Source organism: Ruegeria sp. BC1 (assembly GCF_056539305.1).
The window spans coordinates 105542-124337 of record NZ_JBQFUT010000008.1; the positions used below are offsets into that span (position 1 = coordinate 105542).

The 18796-nt window shown below is 57.5% G+C and carries 19 protein-coding genes; 12 read left to right on the top strand and 7 right to left on the bottom strand.

The genetic code is table 11. From position 1 onward, the window contains the following. Positions 1-33 precede the first annotated feature (33 nt). The 9 genes from ACR0IY_RS16765 to ACR0IY_RS16805 all read left to right on the top strand — a co-directional run bounded on the left by ACR0IY_RS16765 (position 34) and on the right by ACR0IY_RS16805 (position 8463). On the top strand, positions 34-597 hold the full coding sequence (locus tag ACR0IY_RS16765; RefSeq protein WP_480675264.1) for a NifU family protein: 564 nt from the start codon (positions 34-36) through the stop codon (positions 595-597). After that, positions 587-1171, top strand: coding sequence for a tRNA (adenosine(37)-N6)-threonylcarbamoyltransferase complex dimerization subunit type 1 TsaB (tsaB, locus tag ACR0IY_RS16770; protein WP_480675266.1), 585 nt, complete (start codon positions 587-589; stop codon positions 1169-1171). The genes ACR0IY_RS16765 and tsaB overlap by 11 nt, the downstream gene beginning before the upstream one ends. After that, the gene (locus tag ACR0IY_RS16775) at positions 1168-1581 is read left to right on the top strand and encodes a GNAT family N-acetyltransferase (RefSeq protein ID WP_480675268.1); all 414 of its coding nucleotides are present in this window, start codon (positions 1168-1170) and stop codon (positions 1579-1581) included. Before tsaB ends, ACR0IY_RS16775 begins: the two co-directional genes overlap by 4 nt. Positions 1582-1740: 159 nt before the next feature. Next, positions 1741-2739 (top strand): BMP family lipoprotein, encoded by a 999-nt coding sequence (locus ACR0IY_RS16780; RefSeq protein ID WP_480675270.1) that lies wholly within the window; start codon positions 1741-1743, stop codon positions 2737-2739. An 89-nt stretch (positions 2740-2828) separates the two neighbouring features. Then, the gene (locus ACR0IY_RS16785; protein WP_480675272.1) at positions 2829-4358 is read left to right on the top strand and encodes an ABC transporter ATP-binding protein; all 1530 of its coding nucleotides are present in this window, start codon (positions 2829-2831) and stop codon (positions 4356-4358) included. Position 4359: 1 nt separating this feature from the next. Then, entirely contained in the window at positions 4360-5451 is a 1092-nt protein-coding gene (locus ACR0IY_RS16790; RefSeq protein WP_480675274.1) for an ABC transporter permease, read from the top strand. Beyond that, on the top strand, positions 5451-6419 hold the full coding sequence (locus ACR0IY_RS16795) for an ABC transporter permease (protein WP_480675276.1): 969 nt from the start codon (positions 5451-5453) through the stop codon (positions 6417-6419). The genes ACR0IY_RS16790 and ACR0IY_RS16795 overlap by 1 nt, the downstream gene beginning before the upstream one ends. Positions 6420-6772: 353 nt before the next feature. Next, the gene (locus ACR0IY_RS16800; RefSeq protein ID WP_480675278.1) at positions 6773-7693 is read left to right on the top strand and encodes a sulfite exporter TauE/SafE family protein; all 921 of its coding nucleotides are present in this window, start codon (positions 6773-6775) and stop codon (positions 7691-7693) included. Positions 7694-7695: 2 nt separating this feature from the next. Then, positions 7696-8463 carry a TIGR02186 family protein gene (locus ACR0IY_RS16805; protein WP_480675279.1) on the top strand — a complete coding sequence of 256 codons (768 nt, stop codon included), beginning with the start codon at positions 7696-7698 and terminating at the stop codon, positions 8461-8463. A gap of 3 nt (positions 8464-8466) precedes the next feature. Here the strand turns inward: ACR0IY_RS16805 and ACR0IY_RS16810 are convergent, their stop codons facing one another. The 7 genes from ACR0IY_RS16810 to ACR0IY_RS16840 form a co-directional block, all read right to left on the bottom strand. Continuing rightward, positions 8467-9195 carry an SDR family oxidoreductase gene (locus ACR0IY_RS16810; protein ID WP_480675281.1) on the bottom strand — a complete coding sequence of 243 codons (729 nt, stop codon included), beginning with the start codon at positions 9193-9195 and terminating at the stop codon, positions 8467-8469. After that, positions 9192-10724, bottom strand: a complete 1533-nt coding sequence (locus tag ACR0IY_RS16815) for an ATP-dependent DNA helicase (protein WP_480675283.1) — start codon at positions 10722-10724, stop codon at positions 9192-9194. Before ACR0IY_RS16815 ends, ACR0IY_RS16810 begins: the two co-directional genes overlap by 4 nt. A 60-nt stretch (positions 10725-10784) precedes the next feature. Next, complete coding sequence (locus ACR0IY_RS16820) at positions 10785-11423, bottom strand: acyl-homoserine-lactone synthase (RefSeq protein ID WP_480675285.1); 639 nt, start codon at positions 11421-11423, stop codon at positions 10785-10787. An 84-nt stretch (positions 11424-11507) separates the two neighbouring features. Next, entirely contained in the window at positions 11508-12227 is a 720-nt protein-coding gene (locus ACR0IY_RS16825) for a helix-turn-helix transcriptional regulator (RefSeq protein WP_480675287.1), read from the bottom strand. Next, complete coding sequence (locus ACR0IY_RS16830; RefSeq protein WP_480675289.1) at positions 12166-12384, bottom strand: hypothetical protein; 219 nt, start codon at positions 12382-12384, stop codon at positions 12166-12168. Before ACR0IY_RS16830 ends, ACR0IY_RS16825 begins: the two co-directional genes overlap by 62 nt. Positions 12385-12591: 207 nt before the next feature. Continuing rightward, positions 12592-13878, bottom strand: coding sequence for a crotonyl-CoA carboxylase/reductase (ccrA, locus tag ACR0IY_RS16835; protein WP_480675291.1), 1287 nt, complete (start codon positions 13876-13878; stop codon positions 12592-12594). A gap of 112 nt (positions 13879-13990) precedes the next feature. Beyond that, positions 13991-15379 (bottom strand): 1-acyl-sn-glycerol-3-phosphate acyltransferase, encoded by a 1389-nt coding sequence (locus tag ACR0IY_RS16840; protein WP_480675293.1) that lies wholly within the window; start codon positions 15377-15379, stop codon positions 13991-13993. Positions 15380-15523: 144 nt separating this feature from the next. Here ACR0IY_RS16840 and ACR0IY_RS16845 point away from each other — a divergent pair, with 144 nt between their 5' ends. The 3 genes from ACR0IY_RS16845 to deoD all read left to right on the top strand — a co-directional run bounded on the left by ACR0IY_RS16845 (position 15524) and on the right by deoD (position 18663). After that, entirely contained in the window at positions 15524-17491 is a 1968-nt protein-coding gene (locus tag ACR0IY_RS16845; RefSeq protein WP_480675295.1) for a methylmalonyl-CoA mutase family protein, read from the top strand. Positions 17492-17614: 123 nt separating this feature from the next. After that, the gene (locus tag ACR0IY_RS16850) at positions 17615-17932 is read left to right on the top strand and encodes an H-NS histone family protein (RefSeq protein WP_480675297.1); all 318 of its coding nucleotides are present in this window, start codon (positions 17615-17617) and stop codon (positions 17930-17932) included. A 17-nt stretch (positions 17933-17949) separates the two neighbouring features. After that, complete coding sequence (gene deoD / locus ACR0IY_RS16855) at positions 17950-18663, top strand: purine-nucleoside phosphorylase (protein WP_480675299.1); 714 nt, start codon at positions 17950-17952, stop codon at positions 18661-18663. Positions 18664-18796: the final 133 nt, after the last annotated feature.

Below are 18796 nucleotides of genomic sequence, written 5' to 3' on the forward strand. Positions count from 1 at the left end.
GCATATCAGAGACAACTGAAACGGAGCCGTGACATGTTCATCCAGACCGAATCCACGCCGAACCCTGCAACGCTGAAATTCCTGCCCGGTCAAACTGTGCTGGAGGCCGGCACGGCGGACTTTCCATCGGCAGAAGCTGGCGAGAAATCGCCCTTGGCGAAACGGATTTTCTCGGTCAGCGGTGTGACCGGTGTGTTCTTTGGCAACGACTTTGTCACCGTAACCAAATCGGACGACGTTCAGTGGGATCACATCAAACCCGCGATTCTGGGTGCGGTGATGGAGCATTATCAGTCCGGCCAGCCGGTCATGGGCGCAGATGCCTCAACCGCTTCGGGCCATGCAGAGCATACCGGTGAAGATGCGGATATCGTCAACCAAATCAAGGACCTGCTGGACAGCCGCGTGCGCCCGGCAGTGGCTCAGGACGGCGGCGACATCACGTTTCACGGCTTCGACCGCGGCATCGTATATCTGCACATGCAAGGGGCCTGCGCGGGCTGCCCATCTTCAACCCTGACCCTGAAAATGGGAATTGAGAACCTGCTGCGCCACTACATCCCCGAAGTGACCGAGGTTCGACCCGTTGCCGTCTGACCCGATCATTCTGGCATTTGACACATCGGCCGCGCATTGCGCGGCCGCTTTGTTACGCGGTGACGCCATTATCATGTCCCGCATCGAACCCATGTCGCGGGGTCAGGCCGAACGGTTGATGCCCCTGCTGGAGGAGGTTTTGGCCGAAGCCGGATTCACTTGGCGCGATCTCTCAGCGATTGGCGTGGGCATAGGGCCAGGAAATTTCACCGGCATCCGCATTTCGGTCTCGGCCGCGCGTGGCCTGGCGCTGGGGCTGGGTATACCCGCCGTCGGGGTCTCCGGCTTTGATGCTTTGGCAGAAACCGGAGAAGGAGTGCCCGCCATTCGCGCCCCACGCGATCAGGTCTATGTTGCCTTTCCGGATCACGACCCAGAGTTGATGTCCCTTGAAAAGGCAGAATCACTTGGGCCTCTGGCCCTCAATGACGACCCTGACTTGCAGGTTCAGGCCATTGCCCGATTGGCACGACGGCGATGGCAGACCGTTACCACCCCTCCGGCCCCTCTGTATATCCGGCCCGCAGACGCAGCCCCGTCAAAGGATACCCCGCCGGTATTGTTGGACGGATGACACCGCAGGACCTTGCGCACACCCACGCGGCAGCCTTCACGCAAGCGCGCCCTTGGACCGCCGAGGAATTCGCTGATCTGCTGGCCAATCCTTTTACGCATCTTGTTGGAAAGGCAGAGTCTTTTGCACTTTTTCGCGCCGTCGCGGACGAAGCCGAGCTGCTAACAATCGCAACCCATCCCGACGTCCAACAGCAGGGACTGGCCTGGCGCTGCATGCAGGATTGGCACGAACAGGCCCGGCGATTGGGCGCAATCCGTGCCTTTCTGGACGTTGCCGCAGACAACCACCCCGCCATTGCTTTGTATAAGCGGTGCGGTTACGTGGCCTGCGGCCGACGCAAAGGCTACTATCCACGCGAAAGTGCTGAGAAAATTGACGCGATTGTCATGGAATGCAGCCTGAATTGAGACTCTGTCTCAATTTTTTTCTACCAGTTGGTCAAATTTCTGTTGACCACACCTGTTGCAAACAGCCTTAATTCCCGCCATCACAACAGTTATGCTCGCTCACAGTGGGTAAACGGGGCTATCTTGGCCCCGACCGATAATAACAAACGGGAGTATCAAATGACCCTGATGAAATCTTTGATGGGTGCTGCCGCCGCCGTCGCGCTGTCCGCGGGCGCGGCTCTGGCAGAACCGGCCCTGATCTTCGATCTGGGCGGTAAGTTCGACAAGTCGTTCAACGAAGCCGCACATAACGGCGCCGCGCGTTGGGCCGAAGAAACCGGTGGAACTTACCGTGAAATCGAGCTGCAGTCCGAAGCACAGCGCGAGCAAGCCCTGCGCCGCTTTGCCGAGGCCGGCGCTAACCCAATCGTTACCGTTGGTTTCGCAATGGCTGACCCGCTGTCCGCCGTTGCAGGTGACTATCCGGACACCAATTTCGTCGCGATTGACGTGAACTGGCTGGACGCTCCGAACATCCGTCAGGTCAGCTTTGCAGAGCATGAGGGCTCCTACCTGGTCGGCATGATGGCCGCGATGGCGTCTGAATCGGGCACCGTTGGATTTATCGGCGGCATGGATATCCCATTGATTCGCCACTTCGGCTGTGGCTACGCTCAGGGTGCGAAGGCCGTAAACCCCGACATCAATATTGTCGCCAACATGACCGGCACTACCCCTGCGGCATGGAACGATCCGGTTAAAGGTTCGGAATTGACCAAGGCGCAGATCAGCCAGGGTGCTGACGTGATCTATGCTGCCGCTGGCGGCACCGGTGTGGGTGTTTTGCAAACTGCAGCCGATGAAGGCATCCTGTCCATCGGCGTTGACAGCAACCAGAACCACCTGCATCCGGGTAAGGTTTTGACCTCGATGCTGAAACGCGTGGATGTCGCTGTCTACGAAGCGATGAGCGCAGGTGACAACCTGGAAACCGGCGTTTTTGCAATGGGCCTGGCCGAAGATGGCGTGGGCTATGCTTTGGATGAAAACAACGCACCACTGGTGTCGGATGAGATGAAAGGCGCTGTCGACAAAGCGCGCCAGGACATCATTGACGGCAACGTGGCCGTTGTCAGCTATTACGAGAACGACAGCTGCCCGGCACTGCAGTTCTAATATCGCGCGGGACGGGAGATGTACCTTCCGTCCCGCATCCATTTTGCCGCAACATGCGATTGCGGCCTTTCGGCAATTGAGGACAAGACATGACCGTCCCCGCCATTGAGCTCAAAGGGATTTCCAAAGCCTTTGGGCCGGTTCAGGCCAACAAAGACATTTCCATCAGCGTTGCCCCCGGCACGATCCACGGGATCATCGGTGAAAACGGTGCGGGCAAATCCACGCTGATGAGCATTCTCTACGGCTTCTACAAGGCCGACAAAGGTGAGATCTGGATCAACGGGTCCAAAACCGACATCCCAGACAGTCAGGCGGCGATTGCCGCGGGCATTGGCATGGTCTTTCAACATTTCAAACTGGTCGAGAACTTCACCGTTCTGGAAAATATCGTTCTGGGTGCCGAAGATGGCGGGCTGCTGGCCCCGTCTCTGGCCAAGGCGCGCAAGGAACTGAAAGAGCTGGAGGAAGAGTACGAGCTGTTCGTCGACCCCGACAAACGCATCGACGAGATCGGTGTTGGCATGCAGCAGCGGGTCGAAATCCTCAAGGCGCTGTACCGCAAGGCCGAAATATTGATTCTGGACGAACCGACCGGCGTTCTGACCCCGGCCGAGGCCGACCAGCTGTTCCGCATCCTCGACCGCCTGCGGGCCGAGGGCAAGACGATCATCGTTATCACTCACAAGCTGCGCGAGATCATGGAGAACACCGATACCGTCTCGGTGATGCGCCGTGGTCAGATGACGGCAACCGTGAAAACCGCCGAGACCAACCCGCAGGAATTGGCCGAGCTGATGGTGGGTCGCAAGGTGCTGTTACAGGTCGACAAGGTGCCTGCCCAGCCCGGCAAACCCATTTTGGAAATTGAAAACCTGCGCGTATTTGACTCGGCCGGTGTCGAACGTGTCAAAGGCATCGACCTGACCGTCCGCGCCGGAGAAATCGTCGGCATTGCCGGTGTTGCGGGTAATGGGCAATCTGAATTGCTGGAAGTGTTGGGCGGCATGAGACCCGGTCAGGGACAGATCAAGTTGAACGGAACGCCTTTGGCGCTGAGCGGTCATGGTTCGGACGGGCAGGCCCGACGGGCGCAACACATTGCCCACGTGCCAGAGGACCGGCAGCGTGAAGGTCTGATTATGGACTTCCATGCCTGGGAAAACGTGGCTTTCGGCTATCACCGTGACCCGGCCTATAAACGCGGCATCTTCATGGATAACGCCGCCCTGCGCGCCGACACCGAAGCCAAGATCGAAAAGTTCGACGTGCGCCCGCCCGACGCGTGGCTTGCCGCCAAGAGTTTTTCGGGTGGCAACCAGCAGAAAATCGTTGTCGCGCGCGAAATCGAGCGTAACCCCGACTTGTTGCTGGTCGGTCAGCCCACACGCGGAGTGGACATCGGCGCGATTGAATTCATTCACAAACAGATCGTTGCCCTGCGCGATCAGGGTAAGGCGATCCTGCTTGTCTCGGTCGAGCTGGAAGAAATCTTCTCGCTGTCCGACCGGATCGCAGTGATGTTTGACGGACATATCATGGGCGAGCGTCTGCCCCATGAAACTGATGAAAAAGAATTGGGCCTGTTGATGGCCGGTGTTGCGGGAGAGGCCGCGTAAGATGGAAAAGATGCCCAAATGGGCCGACGTCGTTCTGATCCCGTTGATCAGTCTGATACTGGCCGCAATTCTTTCGGCGCTGGTCATCCTCGCCATTGGTGAAAACCCTGTCGAAGCGGTGAATCTGATGGTCACCGGCGCGCTGGGGTCGACGTATGGCTGGGGCTATACGCTTTATTACGCAACCAACTTCATGTTCACCGGTCTTGCGGTAGCCGTGGCCTTTCACGCTCGTCTGTTCAACATCGGGGGGGAAGGACAAGCTATGTTGGGCGGGCTTGGTGTTGCCATCGTCTGCCTGTATGTGCCCTGGCCACATTGGAGCATTGCCCTGTTGGCCGCCTGTGCAGCGTCGATGCTGTTTGGTGCAGCATGGGCTGCGATCCCGGCCTATCTACAGGCCAAGCGCGGCAGCCATATCGTTATCACCACGATCATGTTCAACTTTATCGCGGCTGCAGTGCTGAACTATATGCTGGTGAACGTGATGCGCCCGCAGGGCTCGCAAGATCCGGCCACGGCCCGTTTCCCCGAGGCGGTGCATCTGCCGACATTCCAGTCCATGTTCTCAACCGCCGAAAATGTCGTTTTCCGGGGTGCGCCCGCGAATATTTCGTTCTTTGTGGCGCTGCTTGCCTGTATGGTTGTTTGGGCCCTGATCTGGCGTACAAGGCTGGGCTATGAAATCCGGGCCTATGGCCATTCGGAAACCGGCGCGGTCTATGCCGGGATTTCCCCCGTGCGGATCACCATCATCGCCATGCTGATCTCGGGCGCGCTTGCCGGGCTCATGGCTATCAACAACGTGATGGGCGAGGCTGAGCGGTTGGTTCTCAACTCGACCGAAGGTGCCGGTTTCATCGGGATCGCCGTGGCGCTGATGGGCCGCTCGCACCCGTTCGGCGTTTTTCTGGCGGCGATTTTATTCGGATTTCTGTATCAGGGCGGCGCTGAGCTGGCGCTGTGGACCTCGATTCCACGCGAGTTGATCGTGGTTATTCAGGCCCTCGTGATCCTGTTTACGGGGGCGCTGGACAATATGGTCCGGATGCCGCTTGAAAAGCTGTTCCTCAGCTTGCGGGGTATGCGGTGATGGAGTTCTTCGTAACACTCATTCAAGTTCTGGATTCAACCATCCGTCTGGCTACGCCACTGCTACTGGCCTGTCTGGCGGGACTCTATTCCGAGCGCGCGGGCATTTTCGACATCGGGCTGGAGGGCAAGATGTTGATGTCGGCATTTTTCTCAGCGGCGGTTGCTGCTGTCACCGGATCGGTCTGGCTGGGTCTATTGGCGGGCATCGCGTCCTCACTGGTCTTGTCGGCCCTGCACGGGGTGGCCTCGATCACCTTCCGGGGAAACCAGCTGATCTCGGGCGTTGCTATCAACTTTCTGGCGTCGGGTCTGACGGTTCTGATCGCGCAAAGCTGGTTCCAGCAAGGTGGCCGCACGCCCTCTCTGTTTGGTGGAGGTCGTTTTGAGCCGATCAATTTCCCCTTTGCCGATGGAATCAGCGGGGTTCCAATCATCGGGCCAATCTATTCTGAGTTGCTCTCGGGTCATTCGATACTGGTTTATGTGGCGTTCCTGATGGTCCCGCTGACATGGTGGGTTTTGTATCGCACCCGGTTCGGCCTGCGCCTGCGCGCTGTTGGGGAAAACCCTGCGGCGGTGGACACCGCCGGGGTGTCGGTTGTCGGCCTGCGGTTCGCAGCTGTCGCCATTTGCGGCGTGCTGTGCGGGATTGCAGGGGCGTATCTGGCCACTGCCTTGCAGGCTGGGTTCGTCAAAGAGATGACAGCCGGGCGCGGGTTCATCGCGCTGGCCGCGCTGATCTTTGCCAAATGGCGGCCCTGGCATGCCATGTGGGCCTGTCTGCTGTTTGGGTTGTTGCAGGCCATCGCGCTGCGTTTCCAGAACATTGATCTGGGTGGCGTGGTCATTCCGGTGCAGGTCATGGACGCCTTGCCCTATATCCTGACCGTCGTCATTCTGGCCGGGTTCGTGGGCAAGGCCATCCCACCGCGCGCGGGTGGAGAACCTTATGTGAAGGAACGCTGATAAGTCCAGATTCGGACACAGTTCAGTCCTGTTCGCTGCAGGGCGGCATGCAGAGTTGATTTTGCACGCCGCAACCGCTCTAAAGGGGTATGCGTGTGTTTCCTGTGATAGTCGAAATCGGACCTGCCCGAGTCAGGGTGATAGACACACACGACCGCCTCCGGACCGAGGCGCGTTACAATCAGCCAGATCAGACTGCCGGGCAAAAGGCGGGCTCACTACCCGGCAGGACGATATTCGCCATGTGGCAGAAAGGGTTATTCCCTGAACGTCACATTAACGCCTCACCCCAATGGTATGAGCCGAACCGCATCACCTTGCGTGGTGCACCAACGCTCATCCGGTAATTTCACATGCAAATTTACCTTCCTATCGCTGAAGTCTCTGTCAACGCGTTCCTGCTGCTGGGTTTGGGCGGGATGGTCGGCATCTTATCAGGCATGTTCGGCGTGGGCGGCGGGTTCCTGATGACACCACTGTTGTTCTTCATCGGCATCCCCCCCGCCGTCGCTGTTGCGACAGAAGCCAACCAGATCGTCGCATCATCTTTTTCGGGCGTGCTGGCACATTTCCGACGAAAGACCGTCGATTTCAGGATGGGCACGGTCTTATTAACCGGCGGGTTAATGGGGGCCGCCCTCGGGGTGGTGGTCTTCAACTATCTCAAAAGCCTGGGCCAGGTCGATCTGCTGGTAACGCTGTGCTATGTAGTGTTCCTTGGCGTCGTCGGCGGGCTTATGTTCATTGAAAGCCTGCGCGCCCTGCGCAAAGCCAAAAAGGGCACTGCCGCCCCCGCGAAACGTCGGCAGCGCGGCTGGGTCCACTCGATGCCGTTCAAGATGCGCTTTCGCACTTCGGGCCTGTATATCTCGGTCATTCCGCCCGTTCTGGTAGGGCTTTGCGTTGGTGTTCTGTCTGCCATCATGGGCGTCGGCGGCGGGTTCATCATGGTACCTGCGATGATCTACCTGTTGGGCATGCCCACAAAGGTTGTGGTCGGGACCTCTCTGTTTCAGATTATTTTCGTGACCGCGTTCACCACCATGCTGCACGCGACCACCAACTATACGGTCGACATCGTTCTGGCCGTTTTACTGCTGATCGGCGGCGTGATTGGTGCGCAGATCGGAACGGTAATAGGGGCACGGATGCCTGCCGAGCAATTGCGGGTTCTGCTGGCCGCGCTTGTTCTCGTGGTCTGCGGCAAGCTGGCCTTGGACCTATTAATCGAACCGTCCGAACTCTACTCCCTTGGCACTGAAGGGGGACACTGATCATGCTGAAACGCCTGATTGCAGTATTGGTCCTTTGCTGCTCAGCAGCACTGGCAGAGGACGAACAGGTTGTCCTGGGTCTCAGCCAGGACCGCGTCGCCATCACTGCGACGTTCGATGGTTCGGAGATTCTGATCTTCGGCGCCGTCAAGCGAGAGACGCCGATCCCGGACGGCCCGCCGCTCGAAGTCATTGTGGCCGTGGCAGGGCCGTCCAGTCCGGTGATGGTGCGGCGCAAAGAACGGAAGTTGGGGATATGGGTCAACACCGATAGTGTTCTTGTCGATCTCGCGCCCAGCTTTTACGCCGTGGCCACCAGCGGGCCGCTGGACGCTATTCTGACAGACACCGAGGATCTGCGGCACCGCATCTCCATCGAGCGGGCTATCCGCTCGGTCGGGGCGGCCATGCACATCCGCGGCGCACAGGCTTTTGCGGATGCTGTTGTTCGCATTCGCGAGGACGAGGGGCTGTACTCTATTCGTGAAAACACCGTCGCCGTGGACGAGCAAACCCTGTTTCGCACATCGATCGCGATGCCTGCTGACCTGACCGAAGGGGATTATGCAGCGCGGATATTCCTGACACGGAGCGGCGAGATTGTGTCTGAGTTCGAGACCATCATCGACGTGCGCAAGGTCGGGCTAGAGCGGTTTCTATATAATCTATCCCGGCAACAGCCTGTCTGGTACGGGCTGATGTCCCTGGTTATTGCGATTGCGGCGGGCTGGGGCGCGTCGACGGCCTTCCGGTTGCTACGCGAAAACTGACGTTTATCCGCGCCCGATATACGGCATCGTTGTCGCCATCACGGTCATGAACTGGACATTTGCCTCAGGCGGCAGCGTCGCCATATGCAGAACCGATCGGGCGGCATCTTCAACCGCCATGGTCGGGTCGGGCTGTTGTCCAGCCTCAACGGCGGCATCCACCAGCCCCTGCACCATCTGCGTTCGTGCATTGCCGATATCAATCTGACCGCAGGCGATACCCAGATCACGACCGTCCAGCGACAAGCTACGGGTCAGGCCGGTGATGGCGTGCTTCGTCGCCGAATAATGCACCGAGTTCGGACGCGGAACATGCGCGGCAATTGATCCATTATTGATGATGCGCCCACCCTGCGGAGACTGATGGCGCATGGCCCGAAACGCCTCACGTGCGCACAGGAACATGCCGTTCAGATTGACGTTGACGCTCTGATACCAGTCTTCCAGGGCGATTTCGTCGATGGTGCCCCCGGTTGCGAATATTCCAGCGTTGTTGAACAGAACATCCAGACGACCAACCTTTTCCAGAAACGTGTTGAAAGCGGATTGCACCGCCTCTGGATCGGTGACATTGGCGATCAATGGAACCGCGTTTTCGTTGTGCGACGCCATTTCGTGCAAGATGTCCGCGCTGCGTGCAAGCAGGCCAACCTTCCAGCCTTCAGACAAGAACAGTTCAGCGGTGGCGCGTCCGATGCCCGAGCTTGCGCCGGTGACGATGATAGATGTCATAACTCTTCCGCCTCCAATGTCAGCGACGCCGCAGGTACAGCCCTTAGATCGTCCACTCGTAGGGGGTGGGTGGGCTTGGCCAACCGATTGCGCACCACCCAGATCAAGCGTTCCTGAGCCCGGGTAATGGCAACGTAAGCCAGCCGCTTCCACAACGGTTGTCCGGCCTCGGTCCGGCCCATGCGCGCGGCAGCGTAAATGTCGGGGGCAAAGACCTGCACCGTGTCCCATTGCGACCCCTGAGCCTTATGAATGGTCACCGCAGCGCCATGCAAAAAGGTTGCCCCCATCCGCGCAGCAAAGGGAATGAACGGCTCTTCCTCGTCCGGTTTTTCGATCTTGACGATAGACGCGGCACTAACTTGCGGGTCTTCTGCGCCCATGACATGCAGGCGTGAAAATCCCGGTTTACGCCCCGGCCCCAGATAGATAACCTGAGCCCCCTTGATCAGCCCCCGTGCCTCAAGATCCAGCCGTTTCTTGCGGTGTTTTAACGGCAGCTCGATGCCATCACAGATCAGAGGCTCGCCTTCCAGCAGCTCGGTATCCGGTGCGTCATGGACGTGCCGAAATGCTTGTATCAGCCGGATACGCGTGGCGTTGCGCCAGACCAGAACCGGACTGCGAGCCATCAGATCAACCTCGACCCGTTGGCCCCAGACCACACGATCATCCTTTCGCGCGGTCTGTTCGATCAGGCGTTCGAAATCCTCAAAGCCCATCTGTGGGTCCGCCAGCGCGTGGGCCAGATCCAGAATGGGGTTGTCCGCGTCCTGCCGGTGGACCCGGTGCAGAATCTGCTTGCGCGGTTCCGGCAAAGCCTCAAACACCATGCTGCCTGATTGGTTGACCGGGGCCAGCTGCGCCGGGTCACCAAACAGCAGCAGTGTTGGAAATATCTCTTGCAGGTCTTCGAATTGCCGGTCGTCCAGCATCGAGGCTTCGTCCACAAACCCGATATCCAGCGGCTCATCCCGGCGTTTCCAGCCTGTGATGAAATCCGATCCGCGCAGTCCAGCCGCCGCCAGCGCGCCGGGGATAGATTTATTGTTCTCATAAAATGCCGCTGCGCGGTCCAGCGCATCGTCCGTCAGACCTTCGATCTCGGGGCGTTCGTCATTGCCCGCCAGCCATTCGGCGATCCGCTCGTATTCGGGGTCATAGACCGGTGTATAGAGAATGCGGTGGATCGTGGTCGCAGGCACGCCACGTAGGCGCAGAACGCTGGCGGCTTTGTTCGTCGGTGCAAGGATAGCGAGGCTGCGTTTCTCCTTTGCCTTGCGGCTTTCGAAATCACCGGACACGATTTGCACACCGGTCTCAGCCAGAGCCTTGTAAAGCTCGGCCAAAAGCAGGGTTTTACCCGACCCCGCCTTGCCGATCACCGCCATCACACCGGATTTTCCGGCGCCCGGCAATTTCAGCAGTGCATCGTCATCTAGGTCAACACCTGCAGTTTTCAGCATCTCTGAGATGCTGTCATAAGCGGCGGCCTGATCATCAGAGAAGGTCACGGGGGGCATAGACATGGCGCGACCCTACAGGGCCGCGCCAGCTATCACCAGACAGGGATTTGGGATTTCCGTACATCAGGCCGAAAGGGCAAACCTGTGCTGCCGGTCATTGCCAAACGCGGTCTTGAACCAAAGCCGGGACAGCTCGCGCGGGATACCCGCGCGTTCAGCGACACGGGTGCAATCCTCGGCGGAATAGGGCCACAGCCCGACCGATATCTGGTCGCGCCCCTTCCCTTCGGAACCCAATACGATGGGTGACGATCCAATCAGGCGATAGATCCGAATCATACGTGCATCGAAAACACCCGCGATATGGGTCAGGCCGAACCCTTCCATCACTTCTCCACCGCTTAACATGATGGCCCCGGCGGTATGGGGGCTGGCTGTACGGGACAGGCAAAACCGGGTCACTTCCCAGATCAACGGGCTTTTGATCGGGCTACCCCCCGTCAGATGACCAAAGACCTCATTCACCATAACTGGTCCGGTGGTGGGCAGGATGCGCATGGACCCGCCGTGACTGCCATCCTCTTCTTCCCAGATGACATAGAGCGGGTTCAGGTCATCATACTGATCCCGTTCCTCTCCTTTTTCGTTGACGTGAACGTCCCAGCCTAGTCGGGTTTTGAACTGATCCGCGCGGTCCCGGAACATTCCTTTGGCAAGCTCCGGAAACTTGTAAAGCTCGTCGGCAAACAGATAGCGCAACATGACTTTTTTCCCCTTGTCGTCCTGTGCAGGAACGAAGGGGGTACAAAGTCATAGTTAATTTCCCGTTCTAGGGGCGCTCGCCTCTTAAACCACTATTAATCCTCGGCTAAGTGCAGTGGCGATCGCATGGGTCGTGTTCTGCGCCCCAAGCTTGGCCCGAGCGCTTTCGATATAGACCCGCAGCGTGTGCTCGGAAATCGACAGCGAATGTGCCACCTGTGCGCGGCTCTGACCCAGTGCCAACAGGGTCATTGCGTCTACCTCACGAGGCGAAAGTCCACGGGGTGCTTCCGGTTGACGGTCTTTTTCGAACTCCAGGGCTTTGCGATTGAAGTAATGCGCAATCAGGATCAATTCGCGGCCATGTGTGGCGATGAATTTTTGCCAGGTCTCATCGTCACAAGAATGGTTAACCGTGAACAAAGCGAACTGACCATTCGGCCCACGGATCGGAATCGAGTATCCCTGATTTCCAACCCCATGACTCTGCGCGTCCTGCAAAAATGCCTTGGATACCTTGCCCGACCAGTCCAGCGTTTTCCAATCGACCGGATGAAACCGCTGAAAACAGCCCAGAATGACCGGATCTATGCGATGGTAGTTCTTTTCCTGATACCGTTCCGCCCAAGCGTCGGGATAAGTCGTATAACCGTATTGGTCACCGGCGCTGTCGACCCAATGGTAAATGAGATGATTGACACGCAACCTGTCGCGCAATTGGACGGCGACATTGCTAAGCTCATCAAGCGTGCTGGTGTTTTCCAAGGCCTCCAGGACCTGGCTCATATCGAGTTTTGTTCCCATCCCCGGGCGCCCGTACCTCAGTCTTCTTGGACGCGATCTCGGCGGCGGCGATCAGCTTGGTGTCATCCAACTGTTCGGCCAGCGCGATCAAACCGTTCTCAACAGCGAAGGCGTTGAGATCCGACAATACGTCCAGTATCCACTCATTTTGCGCCATCAGGTTCGCTCCGAAAAGGTTAACGAAGGGTTAACTCAACCATAGCATGTGCAGTATTTTTTAGCCTATTCACTGATTTCTACTCCCCAAAAACAGCGGGGGTGAAACGCGCAACCATCTGAAAAGAAAAAGGTTATGGCCAGAAAGACTATGCCCGCGAACCGTCAGGACGATTCGCGGGCATAAGCATGTATTTTAGTGTGCGGCTCAACCGCGAGCGTCCAAAACCTCTCCCAGAGTGCGCATTCCGGTCTGAGGTGCCTGAACCAAGACCGACATATTGCCCGGCTTGTGCTCGTTCCGCATCATCTTCATGTGCGCCTCGGGCAAATCGTTCCAAGCGAACACTTCGGACATGCATGGGTCAAGACGACGCTCAACCATCAGCTGGTTTGCCGCGGCCGCTTGCTTGAGGTGGGCAAAGTGCGATCCCTGCAGGCGCTTCTGGTGCATCCACATATAACGCACGTCGAAGGTCAGGTTGTAACCGGTGGTACCGGCGCAGATCACAACCATGCCGCCTTTTTTCACAACGAAGGTCGAAACCGGGAAGGTGCTTTCGCCGGGGTGTTCGAACACCATGTCGACGTTGTTGCCTTTACCGGTGATGTCCCAGATCGCCTTGCCGAACTTGCGGGCCTCTTTGAACCACTCGGCATATTCCGGCGTGTTGACCGTGGGGAGCTGGCCCCAGCAGTTGAAGTCTTTGCGGTTCAGAACGCCCTTCGCACCCAGACCCATGACAAAGTCACGCTTGCTTTCGTCCGAGATCACGCCGATCGCGTTAGCACCTGCGGTGTTGATCAGCTGGATCGCGTAAGAGCCCAGGCCACCCGAGGCGCCCCAGACCAGAACGTTTTGGCCGGGTTTCAGGTCGTGCGGCTCGTGGCCGAACAGCATCCGATAGGCAGTGGCCAGCGTCAGCGTGTAGCAGGCACTTTCTTCCCAGGTCAGGTGCTTGGGACGCGGCATCAGCTGCTGCGACTGCACGTTGGTGAACTGCGCGAACGAACCGTCCGGGGTCTCATAACCCCAGATACGCTGGCTGGGTGAATACATCGGATCGCCACCGTTGCATTCTTCGTCGTCGCCATCGTCCTGGTTGCAGTGGATGACAACCTCGTCACCAACCTTCCACCGAGTTACTTTCGCGCCAACTGCCCAAACGATGCCAGAGGCATCGGAACCGGCGATGTGATATGGGGCTTTGTGGCCGTCGAAAGGCGAAATCGGCTTACCCAAAGACGCCCAGACACCGTTGTAATTCACGCCTGCTGCCATCACCAGAACCAGCACCTCGTGGCTGTCCAGTTCTGGGACATCGACAACTTCCTGTACCATTGCAGTGTCAGGCTCGCCGTGACGTTCCTTGCGGATCGCCCATGCATACATTTTCTTTGGCACGAATCCCATCGGGGGGATTTCGCCCATCTCATAGAGGTCTTTTTCCGGTGCCTCGTACGACGCGATGCCGCTATCGGTGTCCAGAGCCATGTTGGCCTCCTTTGTTCTAAACGTTTGCCGCGATGCAGAATCGCCCGCATTAACCGATGAGATATTGGCCTGAGAGAAATATTGCAATAGATTTTGCTTGAATTTTGTAATTTTATGACCCAGCGGGTGCAGAAATCTCTTTTGCAGATGCAGCAATGCGCCATTCAGCGTCCGGCGGCACCGAAGCTGCGTAATAATCAAGAAGGTCAACCCGTTGACCTGATGGACATAATTTCCCGTCCTCGCGTCTCAGTATGTGCCGGTCGACCAGTTGATCAATGGCCGCCTCGGTTGCTTCCCTGTCAGAGTGATCGGAAATTCCGTCACAGCGCAAACTTTTTGCCACCAGGTCCAAGGCGTCCTTTTCCAACACCGCCCCCCCGTCCCGCACCAATCGGCAAACAGCCGGTCCCGGAACCATTGGAATCTCGGCGGCTATACCTGCCATCAGATCCCTTGCCAGATCGGTCATTATTTCCGTGCCTCGCACGGCCCGAAAAGCACGCAGTGATATCGGCTGCCCATATCGCACCGACGCCAGACCAAACCGCTTGTATCGTCCGATCAGACGCCGCCCGATCTGTTTGAGTATCCATCTGGCGATCACTCCGATTCTGGCGCGGAACCGTCTTTGATTGCCAAGGGCGGCCTTAGTCAGGATCGTGTCCTCCAATACGCGATCGTAGTTTAAGGCCACGGGTACAAAAACGACGTCCCGCCCCTCGGGGGTAGTACCGTCGATAATGTATTTCAGCAGGCCCAGTTTTGGACGTCCAAGCGCACCTGTCAGGCTCAGGCCACCTTCGGGAAACATCGCCTGTGTGACACCCGCTTCGGTCGCGTGCCGAACATAACTGGCCAGAACCTGACGATACAGCTCACTGCCTGACTTGCGGCGGATAAAATATGCGCCCATCGCCCGGATAAGGCGGCTTAGCGGCCAGACCCGCGCCCATTCGCCCACGGCATAGGACAAAGCGGATTGCTGCGCCGCCAGATAAGTGACCAACACATAATCCATGTTGCTGCGGTGATTCATAACAAAAACAACCGTGGCGTCCGGATCGATGCTTTTCAGGGCGTCTTCGTCAGCATAGCTGAGCCGCACGTCATAGAAGGCATTGCTGAGCATTCTGGCCAGGCGGATAGCGATGCTAAAATAGGCCACAGCTGAAAATGAGGGAACGATCTCGCGTGCATAGCCCCGCGCCTTTTCAAAGGCGACTGCCTCGGGAATACCCTCTTCATGCGCATGAGCCTGAACCGCTTGTCCGACCTGCGGGTCATAGATCAGACGTTGGATCATGTCATGCCGCCGCGCCAATTTGAATGGCTGGATCGGCCTTTGCAGGCGTGTATTCAGGCGCTTGACAGCCCGTTCAAGACGACGTCGAAAGAACCACCGCACCGATGGAAACAAGAAATGCGAGGCCAGTGTGACCGCGGCAAACACCAGGATCAGCAAAAACAGCCAAAGCGGAAGTTCCACGGTCTGCGTCATAGCAGCACCCTGCCATCAATTGGCAACACCCACAATCTGAATAACCCCGCATGCCGCAACGCAGCGAATTGACATATCCCGAAAATTGCGCTTTAGAACCCTTGAACGTAATATTCTTGCCCACTCAAGAGACGAGGTCCAGCAATGACGCAGACGCAGAAAGACCGCCCCTGGCTCATTCGAACCTATGCCGGTCATTCCACCGCCAAAGCTTCGAACACGCTGTATCGCGGGAATCTGGCCAAAGGTCAGACAGGGCTGTCGGTCGCCTTCGATCTACCAACCCAAACCGGGTATGACAGCGACCATACGCTGGCGCGCGGCGAGGTCGGTAAAGTGGGTGTGCCAATCAGCCATCTGGGCGATATGCGAGTTCTGTTCGACCAAATTCCGCTGGAGCAGATGAACACCTCGATGACGATCAATGCGACGGCACCGTGGCTGCTGGCCCTCTATATCGCTGTGGCCGAGGAACAGGGCGCGGATGTATCGAAGCTGCAGGGCACAGTTCAGAACGATCTGATCAAGGAATACCTCAGCCGTGGCACCTATGTCTGCCCGCCAAAACCGTCGCTGAAGATGATCGCGGACGTGGCCGAGTATTGTTATACCAATGTGCCGAAATGGAACCCGATGAACGTGTGTTCTTATCACCTGCAAGAGGCTGGCGCGACGCCCGAGCAGGAACTGGCTTACGCGCTGGCCACCGCGATCGCCGTTCTGGACGAACTGCGCCCCCGCGTCCCGGCCGAAGATTTCCCGGCGCTCTGCGGGCGGATTTCGTTCTTTGTGAACGCCGGTATCCGCTTTGTCACCGAGATGTGCAAAATGCGCGCGTTTGTCGATCTGTGGGACGAGATTCTTCTGGACCGCTATGGCGTTGAGAACCCCAAATTCCGCCGCTTCCGCTATGGGGTTCAGGTGAACTCGCTGGGCCTGACCGAGCAGCAGCCTGAAAACAATGTCTACCGCATCCTGATTGAGATGTTGGCTGTGACACTTTCGAAAAAAGCGCGTGCCCGTGCTGTACAACTGCCCGCGTGGAACGAAGCCCTTGGCCTGCCACGTCCGTGGGATCAACAATGGTCGATGCGGATGCAGCAGATTCTGGCCTATGAAACCGACCTGCTGGAATACGGCGATCTTTTTGACGGCAATCCGGCAGTGGACGCCAAGGTCGAGGAACTGAAAGAAGGCGCGCGCGCCGAACTGGCGAACCTCGAGTCGATGGGCGGTGCCGTTGCCTCGATCGAATACATGAAGTCCCGCCTGGTCGATTCCAACGCCGAACGCCTGAACCGCATTGAACGCAACGAAACCGTTGTGGTCGGTGTCAACAAGTGGACCGAGGGCGAAGCTTCGCCGCTGGAAACCGAAGACGGTGGCATCATGGTCGTCGACCCGGCCGTAGAGCAGGAACAGATCGACCGCCTTAACGAATGGCGGTCTGAGCGCGACGTCGCGGCAGTAACAAAGGCTCTGGCCGCGCTGCGTGAGGCGGCGAAATCCGGGGCCAATGTCATGGAACCCTCGATTGCTGCAGCCAAAGCTGGCGTGACCACCGGCGAATGGGCCGAGGAAATGCGCAAGGTCTTTGGCACCTATCGCGGGCCGACTGGTGTATCCGGATCGGTGTCAAACAAAACCGAAGGTCTGGACGACCTGCGCGCTGCAGTAGATGCAGTAAGCGACAAGCTGGGCCGTCGCCTGAAATTCCTGGTTGGCAAACCTGGACTGGACGGGCATTCAAACGGCGCTGAGCAAATTGCATTCCGGGCACGCGACTGCGGCATGGACATCAGCTATGAGGGTATTCGCCTGACCCCCGAGGAAATCGTGACAGCTGCGCTGGAAGACAAGGCCCATGTGATCGGTCTGTCCATCCTGTCAGGCAGCCATATCCCTCTGGTTCAAGATGTCATGACCCGATTGCGCGACGCAGGTCTAGGTAATGTCCCGGTCGTGGTTGGCGGCATCATACCCGATGACGATGCCGCGAAACTTAAAGCCATGGGCGTTTCCAAAATCTATACGCCCAAGAATTTCGAGCTGAATTCAATCATGGGCGATATCGTTACGCTGGTTGATCCGCAGAATATGGCGGCCGAATAAACTTCGGCGCATCTTAAATCTTTCAAACTATCCCTTTACAGGAAAGGGATAGATAATCTTTGGTTTTGGAATTACGGTGAGCTATTATGTCCATTTGTGGCCCTTTTCAAAATGGAGATTAAAATGGCGATCAGCCTCGAGAAAATGTCACGTAAAGAACTGCTTGAATTACGTGATCAGGTAGAAAAAGCCCTGAAAAGCGCCGAAAAACGCGAGCGCAAAGAAGCGTTAAAGGCCGCCGAAAAGGCAGCAGCAGAATTCGGATTTACCCTTTCTGAACTGTCTACCGAGGGCGGCAATAACGGCAAAGGCACAAAAGCGAGCGCTAAATACAGGAATCCCGCAAACCCGGACCAAACCTGGTCAGGTCGCGGGCGCAAACCGCAATGGATTCATGACGCCATGAAATCTGGCGCCGATATTTCCGATTTGGAAATCTGATTGGAATTGATTTCAAAATGACAATTCATATCGGCGCTGAAAAAGGCGAAATCGCTGAAACCGTTCTATTACCTGGTGACCCTTATCGGGCCAAATGGGCAGCGGAAACGTTTCTGAAGGACTCGAAACTGGTTAACAATGTGCGTGGCATGCTGGGTTTTACCGGAACTTGGAAAGGCAACCCGGTCACAATCCAGGGCAGCGGCATGGGCATGCCGTCACTGTCGATCTACGTCAATGAATTGATCCGCGATTTCGGCGCCAAGACTCTGATCCGCATCGGCTCGTGCGGAGGGATGCAGGACAGCGTCAATATCCGTGATGTTATTTTGGCGATGACGTCCACCACACTCAGCACCCCGTCGCGCGGGATCATGAAAGAGATGAATTTTGCACCTTGTGGTGACTGGGGGCTGCTCAAGGCCGCCGCCGAAGCTGCAGCCGCGAAAGGCACACCAACCCATGTCGGTGGTATTTATTCATCGGATGTATTCTATGACGAACGTCCAGATCTGAATGAGCAGATGGTGCGGCACGGCATTCTCGGCGTCGAGATGGAAGCCGCGGAGCTTTATATTTTGGCGGCGCGCCACAAGTGTCGGGCCCTAGCGGTTCTGACAGTTTCCGATCACCTGCTTACCGGTGAGGCACTACCATCATCCGAACGCGAAAGCAGTTTTGGAGACATGGTCGAGATTGCACTTCAGGCGGCATTCCCAGACGCCGCATGACCTCAAGCGGGGCGCTAAAAGCCCCGCTCCATTCATTGACTGTCTTTGAGGCATCTGGTCGGCTGGTCGGCCCCGTCTTGTTGCGCACCACAATAGGTGCAAATCCACACTCCCTCTTTGCGGTGTTGCCTCC

Coding starts and splice junctions, on each gene's coding strand:
- ACR0IY_RS16765 (WP_480675264.1), top strand. CDS start 34: ATGTTCATCCAGACCGAATCCACGCCGAACCCTGCAACGCTGAAATTC.
- ACR0IY_RS16775 (WP_480675268.1), top strand. CDS start 1,168: ATGACACCGCAGGACCTTGCGCACACCCACGCGGCAGCCTTCACGCAA.
- ACR0IY_RS16780 (WP_480675270.1), top strand. CDS start 1,741: ATGACCCTGATGAAATCTTTGATGGGTGCTGCCGCCGCCGTCGCGCTG.
- ACR0IY_RS16785 (WP_480675272.1), top strand. CDS start 2,829: ATGACCGTCCCCGCCATTGAGCTCAAAGGGATTTCCAAAGCCTTTGGG.
- ACR0IY_RS16790 (WP_480675274.1), top strand. CDS start 4,360: ATGGAAAAGATGCCCAAATGGGCCGACGTCGTTCTGATCCCGTTGATC.
- ACR0IY_RS16795 (WP_480675276.1), top strand. CDS start 5,451: ATGGAGTTCTTCGTAACACTCATTCAAGTTCTGGATTCAACCATCCGT.
- ACR0IY_RS16800 (WP_480675278.1), top strand. CDS start 6,773: ATGCAAATTTACCTTCCTATCGCTGAAGTCTCTGTCAACGCGTTCCTG.
- ACR0IY_RS16805 (WP_480675279.1), top strand. CDS start 7,696: ATGCTGAAACGCCTGATTGCAGTATTGGTCCTTTGCTGCTCAGCAGCA.
- ACR0IY_RS16810 (WP_480675281.1), bottom strand. CDS start 9,195: ATGACATCTATCATCGTCACCGGCGCAAGCTCGGGCATCGGACGCGCC.
- ACR0IY_RS16815 (WP_480675283.1), bottom strand. CDS start 10,724: ATGTCTATGCCCCCCGTGACCTTCTCTGATGATCAGGCCGCCGCTTAT.
- ACR0IY_RS16820 (WP_480675285.1), bottom strand. CDS start 11,423: ATGTTGCGCTATCTGTTTGCCGACGAGCTTTACAAGTTTCCGGAGCTT.
- ACR0IY_RS16825 (WP_480675287.1), bottom strand. CDS start 12,227: ATGGGAACAAAACTCGATATGAGCCAGGTCCTGGAGGCCTTGGAAAAC.
- ACR0IY_RS16830 (WP_480675289.1), bottom strand. CDS start 12,384: ATGGCGCAAAATGAGTGGATACTGGACGTATTGTCGGATCTCAACGCC.
- ccrA (WP_480675291.1), bottom strand. CDS start 13,878: ATGGCTCTGGACACCGATAGCGGCATCGCGTCGTACGAGGCACCGGAA.
- ACR0IY_RS16840 (WP_480675293.1), bottom strand. CDS start 15,379: ATGACGCAGACCGTGGAACTTCCGCTTTGGCTGTTTTTGCTGATCCTG.
- ACR0IY_RS16845 (WP_480675295.1), top strand. CDS start 15,524: ATGACGCAGACGCAGAAAGACCGCCCCTGGCTCATTCGAACCTATGCC.
- ACR0IY_RS16850 (WP_480675297.1), top strand. CDS start 17,615: ATGGCGATCAGCCTCGAGAAAATGTCACGTAAAGAACTGCTTGAATTA.
- deoD (WP_480675299.1), top strand. CDS start 17,950: ATGACAATTCATATCGGCGCTGAAAAAGGCGAAATCGCTGAAACCGTT.